The 14,186-nt window shown below is 60.2% G+C and carries 10 protein-coding genes and 2 pseudogenes; 2 read left to right on the top strand and 10 right to left on the bottom strand.

Going from position 1 to position 14,186, the window contains the following annotated elements; all coding sequences use genetic code 11:
* Positions 1 to 81: 81 nt before the first annotated feature.
* The 6 genes and pseudogenes from YU9_RS48370 to YU9_RS46595 all read right to left on the bottom strand — a co-directional run.
* Positions 82 to 240 (bottom strand): hypothetical protein, encoded by a 159-nt coding sequence (locus YU9_RS48370; RefSeq protein WP_156952280.1) that lies wholly within the window; start codon positions 238 to 240, stop codon positions 82 to 84.
* A 333-nt stretch (positions 241 to 573) separates the two neighbouring features.
* Positions 574 to 2,274, bottom strand: coding sequence for a MobA/MobL family protein (locus YU9_RS44825; RefSeq protein ID WP_027576745.1), 1,701 nt, complete (start codon positions 2,272 to 2,274; stop codon positions 574 to 576).
* 341 nt (positions 2,275 to 2,615) lie between these two features.
* Positions 2,616 to 3,251: a hypothetical protein gene (locus YU9_RS0133860; RefSeq protein ID WP_156952279.1), complete on the bottom strand. Its 636-nt coding sequence runs from the start codon at positions 3,249 to 3,251 to the stop codon at positions 2,616 to 2,618.
* Between the two features lie 261 nt (positions 3,252 to 3,512).
* Positions 3,513 to 3,875: a hypothetical protein gene (locus tag YU9_RS0133855; RefSeq protein WP_027576743.1), complete on the bottom strand. Its 363-nt coding sequence runs from the start codon at positions 3,873 to 3,875 to the stop codon at positions 3,513 to 3,515.
* A gap of 602 nt (positions 3,876 to 4,477) precedes the next feature.
* Positions 4,478 to 4,990: a hypothetical protein gene (locus YU9_RS49355; protein WP_027576742.1), complete on the bottom strand. Its 513-nt coding sequence runs from the start codon at positions 4,988 to 4,990 to the stop codon at positions 4,478 to 4,480.
* A gap of 18 nt (positions 4,991 to 5,008) precedes the next feature.
* Positions 5,009 to 5,492, bottom strand: a pseudogene (locus tag YU9_RS46595) (transposase); the annotation flags it as partial.
* 1,729 nt (positions 5,493 to 7,221) lie between these two features.
* Here YU9_RS46595 and YU9_RS46590 point away from each other — a divergent pair.
* Together YU9_RS46590 and YU9_RS51260 are read left to right on the top strand one after the other, a co-directional pair.
* Positions 7,222 to 7,362: pseudogene (locus YU9_RS46590) on the top strand (GDP-mannose 4,6-dehydratase); the annotation flags it as partial.
* A 137-nt stretch (positions 7,363 to 7,499) separates the two neighbouring features.
* Positions 7,500 to 7,646, top strand: a complete 147-nt coding sequence (locus YU9_RS51260) for a hypothetical protein (RefSeq protein WP_371259237.1) — start codon at positions 7,500 to 7,502, stop codon at positions 7,644 to 7,646.
* A 206-nt stretch (positions 7,647 to 7,852) separates the two neighbouring features.
* Here the strand turns inward: YU9_RS51260 and YU9_RS43310 are convergent.
* From YU9_RS43310 to YU9_RS44820, 4 genes are all read right to left on the bottom strand, one after another.
* A protein-coding gene (locus tag YU9_RS43310; protein ID WP_371259240.1) for an IS66 family transposase occupies positions 7,853 to 9,425 on the bottom strand; the annotation gives its coding sequence in 2 pieces (ribosomal slippage) (positions 7,853 to 8,581 and positions 8,583 to 9,425; 1,572 coding nt in all).
* 59 nt (positions 9,426 to 9,484) lie between these two features.
* On the bottom strand, positions 9,485 to 9,847 hold the full coding sequence (gene tnpB, locus YU9_RS43305) for an IS66 family insertion sequence element accessory protein TnpB (protein WP_245266642.1): 363 nt from the start codon (positions 9,845 to 9,847) through the stop codon (positions 9,485 to 9,487).
* Entirely contained in the window at positions 9,831 to 10,241 is a 411-nt protein-coding gene (locus YU9_RS0133815) for a transposase (RefSeq protein WP_027576737.1), read from the bottom strand. Before YU9_RS0133815 ends, tnpB begins: the two co-directional genes overlap by 17 nt.
* Before the next feature lie 756 nt (positions 10,242 to 10,997).
* Positions 10,998 to 14,177, bottom strand: a complete 3,180-nt coding sequence (locus YU9_RS44820) for a cadherin-like domain-containing protein (protein WP_256375931.1) — start codon at positions 14,175 to 14,177, stop codon at positions 10,998 to 11,000.
* Positions 14,178 to 14,186: the final 9 nt, after the last annotated feature.

The raw sequence follows: 14,186 nt of genomic DNA, 5'->3' as shown, positions 1-14,186 counted from the left end.
ATCGCCAGTGCATGCAAGGGACCGGGACCGAATTCATGCGACGCCATCGCGCCGCATGACGTCACGCGTCGCGACCCGCGCCTAGCCGGTAGCGAAGGTGATGGTGAAAAGGGACATGCCGTCCGCCATGGGCCCGACGCCGGGCACGACAGCGCCGCCGGTCACATCGGACTCGGCACCGAGCATCGGACAGGACGGAAGATGGAATGCCGAATCAGCGCTATAGTGACTTTTAGCCATGATGACTCCTCAGAAGTCGTTGTGGTCAGGCCGCTCGTCGATGTTACCAGCACCGGCGGCGGCCGCCTTCGCAGGCATTGCGAAGGTAACCTCCAATATGTCGCCTGGTCCCGGAATATTCCAGCCGACGCGGCTCCCCTTCGAGATGCGTGGTTAACGGCATCCAGACGACGGCCCCTCGAGACAGACCGTGTTCTGCAGATTGAGCGATGGACATTCTCGCGTGATCGCCCTCCGCCACACAGTTGGCGCGATCGAGATGCGGCGCCTGGCGCGTCGCGCACGTCCATTTCGACCGCCGCAGTGTGGGCGGACCTGAATTAGTGCCGACAGCTACCAGAGCGGCTTAGGATTGCCGGTCGACGCCGAAACGCTCGCACCCCTGGGCGGCCGACGCTCTCCGCTGCGAAGCCTGGACGATGGATCGCTCATGCGGCGCAGGATCCCGTCAAGGTTCTGCAGCCTCTGCCGCTGCCGCTCGTCAGAATCCTGCAGAGAGCGGGCAATTTGCGCCAGCACGCTCGCATCGGGCCTGATCTTCCAGGAATCGTCGTCCGGCAAGCTTTCGAGTTCATCGATCGCCTCGGACGGCGAGCCGGCGGCCCGCCTCACATCCGACCCAGCGGCCACGGCGCCAGCGTCATGGTCCGCCGTCGCAGCAATGGGCGCGAACATGGAAGCCGGCTCGGCGACCTCCCCCGGCTGGACCGGATCGACGTTCGGGCCAACCAGATCTGCCCCCGAGCGAGGATCGTCCTCGCTCGCTGCATCCGCTTGCATGGAAACCTCTGCAACGGCCACGCCTACTTCCGTGCAAGCCATCGTCGCCTCATGATCGGCGAGGAATTTTGCGGCAACCCCGAGCGGGTCATGGCGCGCAATCGCGGCCTTCATTTCGTGAAAGAACGCCCTCGCAATGAGGTCCCGGGCCCCGGCCGAGGGCGCCCGATTGACCATGAACACGCCTTCGGAGGCGGCCGCGATCGCCATCAAATCGGCCAGTCGCTCACCTCCCTCCACCACCAGAGCCGGCCACTCGAGCCGGCGCACGAACCGCGCGACGATCGCAGCATCCTCCGAATTGCCCGTCGCAGCGATCTCGAATGCGCGACCGTCGAAGGCGACGGACGTCCCCGTCAACGACACCGTCGGCAAGGCCGATGCCGCGTCCAGCTCGCCGTTGAGCTCATAGCCCGCCTCCTGCGCGGCGTCCGCGAACCGCCGCCTGAGTTCGGCGGCCTCTTCATCGCCGACACGATACACCGCCGCGTTCGTCACCGTCATGGGCGCAAGCTCCGGCTCCGGACTGCGCTGCGGTGCCTTGCGATTTTGCCTCAGCCGGCGGCTCGCCTTCAGCGCCTCGACGGCCGCGACATACCTGCCTTCATTGTGCGCGCAAAACATCGGCCGCGGCAGCCGCTCCTCCGGAATGCCGGCTCCCTTCACAGCATTGCGGCGCGGATCGACATAGGCCTCAACGCCAAGCATCGCGCAACCGAGGTTGATCCGGCCCGCGAGGACTGCTCGCGCGTATCTCCCACCACCGCGCCGGAACAGCGCGTTCCAGCTGCGCTCCTTCAAGCCAAAACCATCTTGCCCCAGCACGCGCTGCGCAAGCCAACAGTGCGCGTGCGGGTTCGCTTCACCGTCGCTCGCACGCACGCTCTCAACATCAACCCGCACCGCCATCCCGCCCTCGACAAAAGGCAACAGCGCAAACGCCGCAAGCGGCAGCAGCAGCGCGCGCGGGACCGCACGCGGTAGCGCAAAATCGACAATCCTGCCCTCTTGCGCGTCGCGCCGCGTTTCTCGGAACGCCGCGGCCATGTAAAAATGCTCCCACTCGGCGAATTGTGTGGGCGCGCCTACCGGCAGCAGAACGCCACCACCGACGCGGCAGCCGGCATAACGGCGGTAGTCGACGCGTCCGAAGCGATCGTCGGCGAGCGAGCAGGTCTGGTACGCGAGCCGGGCAAGAGCGGTATTGCGCTTGGTGGGCTGAACAACGGCAAAGTGGATCGAGCAAAACGACACGATTGACCTCAACGTATAATGGACGTCAGCCAACTGCTAACATTGCCTGCTGCAAGTTCTGAGAACGAGTAATTGCATTTCATCGGCAGCTGAGAACTGCCCGGCTCACACTTGAGTGAAATCCACCGCACCAATCGCGATCCGTCTCTGCAGGGAAGATCTCATGACGGCGTAGAAGAGCTCGCCAACGAGATGCAAAGGACACCGCATCATCGTGGCCCGGACGGCCCACGACAGCCGATGCAAACGCGCGAAAGCGTCCGCACAAGATCCCGCGGCCGCAGCGGCCCGAGCCAGCCGGACGTGTCTTCAAGCCGCGTTGCGATAAAAAAATAAGCGCTTCAGGCGGCGGGCAGCTGACGCACCAACGGCAGGCGCGGTCGAGCCACGTTCCGCCGCCGGTCTGCGGCAAGCCGCTCGCGAAGGTTCTTCAGAAAGTGCCGATCGCGCGCCCCGGGTTTGTCCCCGAGAAATCTCAGCAGTGCCGCCTTTCTCGTGCCATCGAGCGCGTCCGCAACCATGGCGGACATCTCGGCAGCACCGACGGGCTCCGGCTCGCTCGCCTTGACCTTTGCGCGGCGAATGCATTCCTTGACGAACTCGCCCGTCAGCCGTTCGCCACGACGGGCCCGCGCCAGGATCTCGACAATGGTTGCCTCGTCAACCGACGGAGCGGCGAGATCCAGCGCTGCGCTGAGCGGCACGAGATACACATCCTCCCCGTAACGCTCAAACAGGCCCGCCAGCATCATATAGAGCTGAGCGGTGCGGGGCTCGAAGCCCGCCTCCAGCCGGCACCAGCTCAGGAACACTCCACGAGGGAGGCCCGTCTTCGCCCGGATCAGGCACATGCCCATCGCCACGGCCGTTTGCGTGAGCTGTCTCGCGCCTGCGCGGATCGCGCCAGCGAGTTCGCGGAGCTCCTCCGCCTTGTCCACCGCAACTTGATCGTAATTGAACTGCCCCGCATCCGTCACGATGAGTACTCCTGATGACATCTCTCGCCGTAAGCCGTGCATTAACAATGGCGGCAGATTTTGAAATTTGTCAACAATATCAATGCAATGATGGCATCTTGCGACAACTTCGCCGGACCCATCGCGCCAAATGCGAAAAATTTTCGCATTCGCTGCCTCAGACGACGAGCGCGCAACAGGATGCCGTTCGAGTGAATCGGCTGATCGAGGCGAAGAACTGCGCGAGGACTGTAGGAGCGGACGCGTCAGTCTGATCAGTCCTTACCTGTTGAGGAGGACCGAGCATTCCGACTTGATCGCTGCGTCCGTGGGCTGATTCACCATCGCTTCAAGATAAGACCGGAAATCGATCCACCAGGCAGCTTTGCAGTGAGCAACCACCCCATCAATGGCAGCCAGGCGCGCGGCAAGCACGGTGGTAATGGCCTGCTCAATGGCCTCGGGGGATACAGCGCCGATCCGCGCTTTCTCAAGATTCGACAAAAGGTGCGTTGGTATTTCGCGCTTGACGATGAACAGCCACTTTTCGCGAATGCGCTCGGCCCACTCGATCTGTTTCCTGGTGCCAGTCAGCTTCGTTGCGGCCGCCGCCTCCTTGGTTCGCTGAACTGAATTGGAAATCATGCAATCGCGCTTTGCCCTGTGCGCAATGATGCAAACCTCGCAGAGAGTGCGGCTGGCTGCACGAGTCCTCATCTCGTTTATGGAATCACGTTGAGATTTGATGCTTCCCTGATGTCCACACGCGTACGTAACCTGGATCTCAGAACCATTTCCAAATATTGCCTTTGAACTCATCTTAAACGCGCCTCCAACGGAACGTCCGGATCAGCACCAAACCGGATATTGATGAATGTAGGCTTTCTACGCCGCGCCCGTAAATCCTGACCGGCGGTCCTCATCTCACGCGTTCGAATTAGCTGCACCGGCACAGCTGTCTCACCGCTCTGTAGGAGAGTGTTTCTAGTCATCTACAACTCATCCAAATCGTATCTATCCAGCGGCCCACCCGACGCAGCGCACGCTCGCACGGGCCAATGCGCTCCCGGACCAGGCGAGCGCGAAGCAACGCGAGTTGCTTGCGCTCCGACGGTTTCATCAACTGCACCGCAAACGGAAGATCGCGCAATAGCGTGAGACTCGTGTTCGAGCAGGCGAGACGCTGGATGATCTTTCTGACGGCCTCGTGGCCCCGGCGCTCGACACGTTCGAACTGCGCGGCAAACCTAGTTGGTGCGGGGAAAGCCCAAGGCCTGGTGGGCCGCCTCCATCATGGCAACGATCCAGCTTGCGATGCGCTGCTGCACGACGGCCGCAGACAACCGGTCGAGCGGATTGCCCGCGCGGTCAGCCCACAGCGGCGCCAGCCTTGCCGGATCCGCCGTGACAAACTTGACGAGGTTCAAGCCTGGCGTGCGGTCTACCGGCTGCCAAAGCCGGTCGTCCATGCGCGGCAGGACGATCTCGCTCACGCCAGCGCGCATCCTGGCGAACTGTTCCGGCTCGAGGTCCAAAAGCTGGGAATCAAAATCCGACCGGAAAACGGTGCCCACCCGCTCGTTGAGAACCCAGACCGGCCGGGCCAGCGGGAGCGCGCCGCGTACCAGTTCAGTGGAAGCTGTCATCGCACGCATGGCGTCCAGATTGGACGTTGTCACCAGCGCGATGATCAATTGGCCGCCGCTCTCGGTCACAACGCGGTCGAGATGCAGATCGCGCAGGTATCGCAGGACCGGCACGTCCGTCCCCGATGGCTCACCCTGCCGCCGCAGCAGCACGAACAGCCGGCGGTAGCCGAACCGCCGCCGCTCGTTGGCAAGGTCACGCAGCGGCCACGGAGAGTCGCGTCCGGAGGACGGCTGGAGCGATAGCGGATCATCTTCCGATCCGCTCCGACAATCGAACAGGCCCGCCGCTCCGACAGGCTCATGACGGCCTGCAGATGCGCGACCGCAGCGCGCTTGGCGGCGGGCCCTACCATTTTTTTGAAAGCAGCTCGCGAAGGGCGGCGGCGTCGAGCATCTGCTCGGCTAGAAGCTTCTTCAGCTTCGCGTTCTCGTCCTCCAGCGCCCTCAGCCGCTTCGCCTCCGAAACGTCCATGCCACCGAATTTGGCCTTCCAATTGTAGATCGTTGCTTCCGAGACCCCGTGCTTGCGAGCCAGGTCGGCCGTCTTTGCTCCAGCCTCATGCTCCTTCAATACCGCGATAATCTGCTCTTCCGTGAACCTTGCTCGCTTCATCTGTCCGTCCTTCTTCGGGCCGGACTCTAACTCCATCTGGAGGAAATACGCAGGGGCAGGTCAGTCCGAAGCAACCTCTAACCAGATTCCGGCTGAGCGCCATTGCGGGTCCCCGTGGCTCGTAGTCCGCGATGTTCGCAGCCGATCGCGACGACGATAGACACGGCTGACCCGGGCGGGACGCCTGCTTTTTACAGTGAACGTCAGAGTTTGGAGGGCTGCTCTAGGCCAGGTTGATTTTTGAAGTGACAGAGCTCAGATATTTGCCTAACTCTTACTCATAAACACCTCGGGGGGCCACAGTGGAGCTGTTTAGAGCCGAAAAGATTGGCGAAATCGAAAGCCGGCCAAATAGAATGTGTAGATTATGCGGAAGAACGCTCCGCTTATTGAAGGTAGTGCATTTCCCAGATCGGGAAAAAACCGTGCGCTCATTCGAATGCGAATGCGGCGACCGTATTTGGGACGATTAAGGCTCCCTAGTTGGGAGGGAGCCCCCTAATTTCGTTTCACGGAATTTGCAAATACCTCGTTTGAGCTCGAGGAGGACCGACGCCGGTGCGGACGTAATGTTCGAATTGGTTTTTGAAGGCGGTGTATCGGACTGCCCGTCGTCGCCAGACGCTCGCAAGAGCACCATTGGATTCTGCAGCTGCGCACTCATGTTTGTTCAAGGACAGCGATGACGGAAGGAAGCTGCTCGTTTCAGAGGTCAGTAAACATTTGATGCCCGAACTATTCAAACCACCAGCTCCGCCAGAAACATTTTCGCTGCGCTGGGACGGCAACGCAGTTCCCAGCAACTACTTCCAACTTATTATTGCACTCTCATATCTTTAATCCAGCCGTCGCGCGGATACTTGGATGCTAATCACGAGTAGGCTGAACTGAGCAAAGAATAAGCGTTTTCGCTCCAACGTTTGCTACTGCTCTAGCCTAACAAAGCCGGCTGCGCAATGCGTCAAGCCTCTCCTCTAGTTCCCGTATCCTTTGAGCATTATCAGCTTGTGTCTCCTGCCACTCGATTCGCTCCTCCGCAGTCCATAAATAGGACTCACGATCGAACCGAGCTTTCTCCGCATTGTCGAATTCCCGGTACAGTTGAATGTCCCTCTCGACTTCCTCTAACTGTTCTTGGAGATTTCTTGGCATCAGCCGTTCCTTCGGCTCTGCCTCTAGCCCGCTTTGATATACGTCGCAATCGATGCGCCGATCAATAGGCTCGCCTGGAGCATATGACGGTGTTTCTCTTTGAAATTGGATCGTGAGATACTTGCGCGCGGGCATTCTGCTGCATTCGATAGCCCGTCCGTTGAGTATAGTCAGAATCCGCAATCTTCACTCTTCAAGCAACGTTGGAGAGAACTCGCCGAGACCAACGCGAGCGCGTATTTCGGTATCATCCGCACTGCTGGTGCGATCGAATGCTGAACAACCGAAGCGCAGCGATCCCGCATTAAGCGGTTTGGGTAACACAAATATTAACCGCACCCGTTCGCCGCCACAGCCCTTCGCCTGGCTTCCTCGCTATGTTCAATAGAAGCTGGCGGCTGATCCGGATCCTTCTGCTCGGCCGGCCGGCTGTGCTGCCATGGTGCGCGTCCGCAGTCATTGTTGGCGGCCCTTCGGCAGCAGAGCGCCGTTAATTAAGCTTTGAAATGCGTTTGACTTCAGTTTCCCTAGCGCGATTAAGTTCGTGTAAGTACAAATCTCCTTTTTTGGCATTGATATGACAAAGAAACGCGCACTTGTTACCGGCGTCACCGGCCAGGACGGTGCCTATTTGGCTGAACTTCTTTTGCAGAAGGGATACGAGGTCCACGGCATCAAGCGCCGGACCTCCCTCTTCAATACGGATCGCATTGATCATCGCCTTACGACGGCAACTGCGGCGATTATGCTGTTACCAAACGCCATCTGTTGCTCCGGGCCGGTTGGCCCAGCTAAGCTTTGCTCCTGGCGGAAGTCGTCATCCGATCCACCGCAGAGCATCACCTCGTACTCCTGGTGCGCGAGGCAAGAGCTGTCCTCGTCCTGGATAACGTGAGCCCAGTCGTCATGTCACTGTCTCACGCCTTAGACCGATACACTCTCCTGCGTGCCCACTCTGGAGCAGATTTGCAGCGTTGGACGCGGAACGTTGCGGACTTCTAAAAAGGCGTGTCGCCACGAACGAATCGAAGTCAGCAAAGCTTCGAACGACATCAAGCCGGGGCCGACCATAGCACAGCCGCGATCCTCCGGATGTTCTCCTGTTAGAGTCTTGGCTAGAAGGGCGTTCAATGCTGACACCCCATAGACGGCAGTACGCATCCGGCGACGGCCCCGGGTAGGCTGTTTTGGTGGAAGGCTGATCGCGCTTAAGCGGCGTGAGCGACGCTTTGAGGCTGCCAATTCCAAGGCAGCAATTCGTCAATGCGCTTGGCAGGGTGATCCAGTAGGCGCGCCAGCACGTCGGCAAGCCAAGCCTGCGGGTCGATGTCATTGAGCTTGGCGGTGGCGATGAGGCTGTAGATGGCAGCCGCACGCCGGCCGCCCTCGTCGGACCCGGCGAAGGTCCAATTTTTTCGCCCCACGGCGACCGCCCGTAGCTCACGTTCGGCAGCATTGTTCGACATGCAAAGCCGTCCGTCATCGAGGAAGCGGCTAAATGCATCCCAGCGGCTGAGGCAGTAATTGATCGCTTTGGTCGTGTCGTTGTTCCTGGAGAGCTTGGCGCGCTGCTCGCGCAACCACGCCTCCAGCTCGACGATCAGGGGGCGGCTACGCTCCTGGCGCACACGCAGGCGCTCCTGCGGAGCAAGGCCGTTGATCTCACGTTCGATGGCGAACAGGACATCGATGCGCTGGACCGCCTCGGCCGCGATCGGCGCCTTGGTGAGCCGTGCCAGATCAAAGAACTTACGTCTGCCGTGCGCCCAGCACGCGGCCTCGATGATCGGGCCGCCCTTGCGCCTGGCCTCGTAGAGCCTGCCAAAGCCAGCGTAGGCGTCGGCCTGCATCAGTCCGGCATAGCCCGCCAGATGCAGCTCCGGATGCGCACCGCCACGATCGGGCGAGTAGAAGAACACGGCCGCCGGCGGATCTGGGGCCGGCAAACGGACGGTCGTCGCGCACGTAGGTCCAGAGCCGGCCGGTCCGGGTCTTGCCCTTGGCCAGAACCGGCACCGTGGTGTCATCCGCGTGGATGCGCTCGGCTGCGAAGACGGTACTCCGGATCGCATCGACCAGAGGCATCAGGGTTGCCGCGGAGGCACCTACCCAGTCCGCGAGCGTCGATACGTCGAGATCGATGCCTTCACGCTGGTAGACGTCGCTCTGACGATGAAGCGGCAGGTGCAGGCCGTACTTGGCGAACAGGACATGGGCCAGCAGCTTGGGCCCTGCACGCCCGCGCGCAATCGGATGCGAGGGAGCCGGCGGCTGGGTGATCGCTTCGCAGGCCCGGCAGACGAGCTTCTCGCGCACGTGCTGGATCACCTTCCACTGGCGCGGAACGAGCTCCAGCGTCTCGGTCACGTCCTCGCCAATCTTGCGCAATCGGCTGTCGCCGCAGCATGGGCAGGTGGCAGGCACTGGATAGACAATGCGCTCCCGCGGCAAATGCTCCGGCAGCGGCCGGCGGGCTGGCTTGCGGCGCTCGAACGATGGCACCGCAATCTTCTCGGCTGCCATCTGCGCCGCGGTCTCAGCTTGCGCCGCGTTCTCCTCCAGATCGGCGAGCTGTAGCTCGAGCTGGTCCAGCAATGCGCCTCGCTCGGAGGACTGTCCGAACTGCTCGTGCCGGAGCTTCTTGATCGTGAGCTTGAGCTTCTCGATCAGCAATGTCCCCGCCTGGGCTTCCGCCTCCGCGGCCAACCGGGCCGCTCGCTCGGCGCGCAGCATCGCCTGCAGCGTGGTCACGTCGTCGGGAAGAGAATCATCAGCGCCCATCGCCGACCAGAGAATCACAAGACGCGATCTCTGTCCGAACCGCTGATCCTGCCACCGATTCAAATCCCAGCCGCCTGCGGTCGCCAGGTATGTTGCGGCATCCGCCAGTCGATGCCCTCCAGCAGGTAGCCAAGCTGGGCTGGGGTGATTGTCACCACGCCATCAGCTGACGACGGCCACAGGAACCGGCCGCGCTCCAGCCGCTTGGCGTAGAGCGACATGCCTAGTCCATCGTGCCAAAGGATCTTGATCAGCTTGCCGCTTTTGCCACGGAACACATAGAGGTCGCCGCCGTGCGGGTCTCGCTTGAAGGCTTCCTGCACCAGCAAGCCCAAAGAGTTCATGCCGCGACGCAGTCGGTGTGGCCGGTCGCAATCCACACCCGCACGCCTGACGCAATGGGGATCACCGTAGGCGTCCATCTGCCAGCGCCGCCACGGCGGCCTTCAGCGTCGCCGCATCGACCGCACCCGTGATCCGCATCCGAGCCCCGGTCGCAAACTCGATCTCGATCGACCCGCCACTGCTGGCCGGCGCGACTGGACAAGGCGTCGACCCTGATTCCGCGACCACTATCGCCGGTACGAAGTCAGGTTGATCGGCGGCATCCTTCGGCTCCGGCCGAAACGAGCGTCGCCATCGCAGCAGCAATGAGCGCGAAACGCCATACCGCCGTGCTGTTGCCGCGACTTGGCGCGGCGCCTGTAAGCTCTCCAGGACGATCTTGAGTTTCTCATCCTCGGACCAGCGCCGCCGCCGGCCCGTGTCCACCACCTCAAGCCGTTCGACTTGGGCACTGCGCCTATCACTGTCCATAAGGACAGTTCTCAACAACACGCCTCATTCGGCAAGGCGGCCTTCACCGGGCTTCACCGGACGGATACAGACGGCAGGACCAAGGGGATACATCAGATGGCAGCCGGAAACAGAATTTTGGTGCTGGTCACCGGTTGATTTAACCATCCATTAACCAATTTCGCTCAAGTTCCCGCTGCGGAACCGGGTGCCTTGTGCCGCTTGCATTAGGGCCCCGCATGTCTCGGCGATTTCTCATGACAGCCATTAGTGCCGCCTGTTTGCTCACAGGCTGCGCAACTGCGCCATTAGCGCCGAGCTGTGCGATCGCCTGGGATGGATTGGGCCGCAATCCCAATCTGCCTTCCACGGCGAGGCGCGTGACTAGTTCTCCCCTTGCCTACGAACACAACAAGGAACGAGAGAGAGTATTACTCGCCCTTCGTCCCTATTCAGAGGCGTGGTGGGCCGTGCACGACGAGATTGAAGCAGAAAACGATCGGCAGCTCAGCAAGAGGCTGGTGATCTGTCATGGCTGTCTTACTCATCCGCCATCCGAATATTCAACTGGATCTATTTCCAGACAACAATCGACCAAGTGAGGCGGCGCGCTACCAGTTCGGCTTGCTCGAGCGAGCTCACGCAGGGGCCGCCAAACCGAAGAACGATGTTACGACAAAGCCCTGACATGTAACGCGCCTAGGCGTCGAGCGTGCGCCCCTGCCGCTAACCTTCAGGCATCTTCCTCGTTCAGCCCAGTTGAGAGGTCGATCAATGCTATGCAACAAATGAATAATCCAGGGCACCAAGATGTGTCACGCCCGCGATCGTAAGCTTATCGACTCCGCCGGCATAGTGGACGGACCACTCGTCTCCCTCGACGGTCAGATACGCGCTTGCGTCATAACCATTGAAAAGCAGCTTGTCGTGCTCAGCTGTTGAGGTTGTATACACATGGAAGTCAGCGATCGTATCGTGTCCGCTCCCCTTGCCATAGACAAAGGTGTCGTTTCCTCCACCTCCAAACAGCCAATCGTCGCCTCCTGCCCCATTAAGAATGTCATTGCCACTTGACCCTACCATTCGATTTGCGAGATCGTTTCCGGTTCCTGTCAAGCCCCCCTGCATCAGGGTTAGATTCTCGACATTTGACGGGAGCGTATACGAAACGCCCCACACCTGAACCGTGTCGACACCTTCGCCCGGGTTCTCGATGATCGTGGTATTTGTAGCACCGACGACATAGGTGTCGTCACCGGCGCCGCCGACAAGGGTGTTACCCGTCCCGCCCGCCTTGAGATTGTCGTTCATGGCGGTGCCATAGACGTACTGATCAGTAGCGGTGCCACTCCAATAACTGAGAGCGGTGCCGCTGGTCGGCAGAGCTCCTGGAAGCTGGAAGTTATCACTCACGAAATCGGAGATCGTTGTCCCGCGGAAGACTAGTGTCTCATAGGGCGTCAACGTCAGGTAGACGTCGACTCCGACCTGATCCATTGCTGTCGTGATTTCGCTAAACGAAGTGAAGCTAAAGCCATCCAGCTTGACTACGTCATGATCAATGGCCCTTCCTGGATGGAAATCGGTGATGATATCCGAGCCATCCCCGAGCTTGATGACCAAGGTGTCGCTCCCACCGCCCCCGGTAAGAATATCGTTGCCCTGTCCTCCCGTGATGACGTTATTAGCTGAATTTCCGATGATGATGTTAGCTTGGCTATTCCCGGTGCCATTGATAGCAGCGCCCCCGGTCAAGATGAGGTTCTCAACGTAGTTGGAAAGGGTGTACGAGGTCGATGCCCGCACTGTATCCACTCCGCCCCCGGCGACCTCCACGATTTGAGCGTTAGCATCCGTGACGATGTACGTATCGTCACCAAGGCCGCCGATCATGATGTCGGCACCGCCATTACCTCCGACCAGATCGTTGCCGACCGTTCCTGTGAGGGTTTCGGCACTGCTTGTTCCAGCGATTGTGACGGTGGGAGTACCGCTCGACACAAGGGTGTAATTGGCCAGCGTGTATTCGGGTAGTTGGTAGGCCTCGATCGAATCGATGATCAGGGTTGCGGTGGATCCAGCGGCTGCGGCTCCAGCCCAGCCGCCCATCGCGAGATTGGCAATCATGTACATCGCCGTATTCATATCTGCGGGCGTGGGAGCCTTGGCAATCTCGGCGCCATCGACAAAGAACGTCAGATCATAGGGTGTCCATTCGACCGCGAATGTATGCATTCCCGAAGTGAGATCAGCCGTATTTGCCCAAGCACCCGGAGCGGCCGTCGATCCGGTCGACGAATGGACCTGCCAATGAGCCTGATCCGGGCTCTGCCCGAATGCCTCGAGAACGTCGAGTTCAGCGCTGTACTGCCCGTTGATCGGCAGCAACCAGAAGGCAGGCCAAGCCCCCGTTGTGCTTGGTAACGTGGCCGTCATCTCGAAGTATCCGTAAGTTTGAACGAAGCTGTTTTCGCTCGAGATCATACCGGTGTAGAATTGAGCTCCTCCGACATACGGACTGATGGACGAGGAAACCGGCTGAGCAGTGATGACCAATTCGCCATTCTTGATGGAGAACGGGTCGAGACCGAGAGAACTCGATGCCTGCGTCCCCGGCAGGCCGGAGAAGCTGCTATCGACGTAAACGCCCTGCTCCCCGCTCCCGCTCAGCAAATAGCTGGCTGAACCGCTCCACGCGTAGCTTGTCCGCCAAGTCAGATCAGGATCCTGACCGGCCGACAGCGAATTGAAATCATCGCCAAACGTCTTGATGAGACCCGACTGGGGCGTCACGATGTTGACGTTGGCTGCTACGAAGCTTTGAAGATTGGTGTGTTCAATGGTAATCCTCTCGCCGTTTCCGAGGGCAAGGTAGACATCCGTGCCTGCTTGCGTCATTGCAGCCTTGACATCGGCAAACGTCTTGAAGTTCGTGCCGCTAATCTGAAGGATGTCCCCACCCGCTCCAGCGTTAAAATCAATGATGATATCATTTCCATTTCCGGCCTTGATCACGAACGTGTCTATGCCGCCGCCACCCACAAGTACGTCGTTGCCGAGCCCTCCATCGACCATGTTGTTGCCGGCGTTGCCGGTGATGATGTTGTCAAGCGCGTTGCCGGTGGCAGGCGCCGCGGCACTCCCGGTCAGCGTCAGATTCTCGACATTTGGCGCATTAACGAGGCTATAGCCGTCGTAGTTTCCAGCCAGGATTGTATCAACACCTTGACCGGCCTGTTCGACGACCTTTGTGGTGCGATCGTAGATGACATAGGTGTCGTCGGCGGCGCCTCCAACGAGAGTCACCGCCGAGCCGCTGGCCTGCAGCTTGTCGTTTCCGGAAGTTCCATACAACGTGCCGGTCCCAGCAGCGGCTGGCGCATAGCTCGCGGCCGCGCTGAGGGGCAAAGGATTGTCGAGCTGGACATTCGCTGCAATCAGCGACGTGACCGCCACGTTTTTCAACGTCACAGTCTCAGCGCTGGACAGTGCTATCACCGTATCGGAGCCAACCTGCTTGGCAGCCGCCAGGAGATTCGCAAAAGTTGCGAACCCGTAGTTCTGGACTCGCAGCACATCACCGCCGGCGCCGACCTGAAAATTACTGACGATATCCGAACCGTATCCTTTTGAAACCACGAACAGGTCGCTGGCACCGCCTCCGGTCAACACGTCATTGCTGGAGCTCCCAAACAAAATATAGCTCGCAGCGAGCGGAACCGACGGTTGTGTTGCCGAAATGGTCAAGCTAGCGGTAGATGTTGCGGTCAGCGATCCGTCGGACGCCGTGTAGTTGAAGCTGACCTGCCCGTAGTAGTTCGGTGCCGGCGTATACGTCCAGGTGCCATTGCCACTGTTGACAATGCTGCCACCGCCGCTGGCCACGCTGATCGAGGTGATCGACAGCGAGGAGCTGTCAACGTCAGTAACTCCGGCCAACAAAGTCGCCGCACTGATCGTATAGGA

The sequence above is a fragment of the Bradyrhizobium sp. WSM1743 genome (genome assembly GCF_000473065.1).
Lineage (GTDB): Bacteria > Pseudomonadota > Alphaproteobacteria > Rhizobiales > Xanthobacteraceae > Bradyrhizobium.
This window is presented reverse-complemented; position numbering and strand designations above follow the sequence as displayed.

What these genes read in the sequence shown, in the direction of transcription:
- tnpB (WP_245266642.1), bottom strand. Translation starts at nt 9,847, where the DNA reads ATGGACGCCTACGGTGATCCCCATTGCGTCAGGCGTGCGGGTGTGGAT.
- YU9_RS0133855 (WP_027576743.1), bottom strand. Translation starts at nt 3,875, where the DNA reads ATGATTTCCAATTCAGTTCAGCGAACCAAGGAGGCGGCGGCCGCAACG.
- YU9_RS48370 (WP_156952280.1), bottom strand. Translation starts at nt 240, where the DNA reads ATGGCTAAAAGTCACTATAGCGCTGATTCGGCATTCCATCTTCCGTCC.
- YU9_RS0133815 (WP_027576737.1), bottom strand. Translation starts at nt 10,241, where the DNA reads ATGGACAGTGATAGGCGCAGTGCCCAAGTCGAACGGCTTGAGGTGGTG.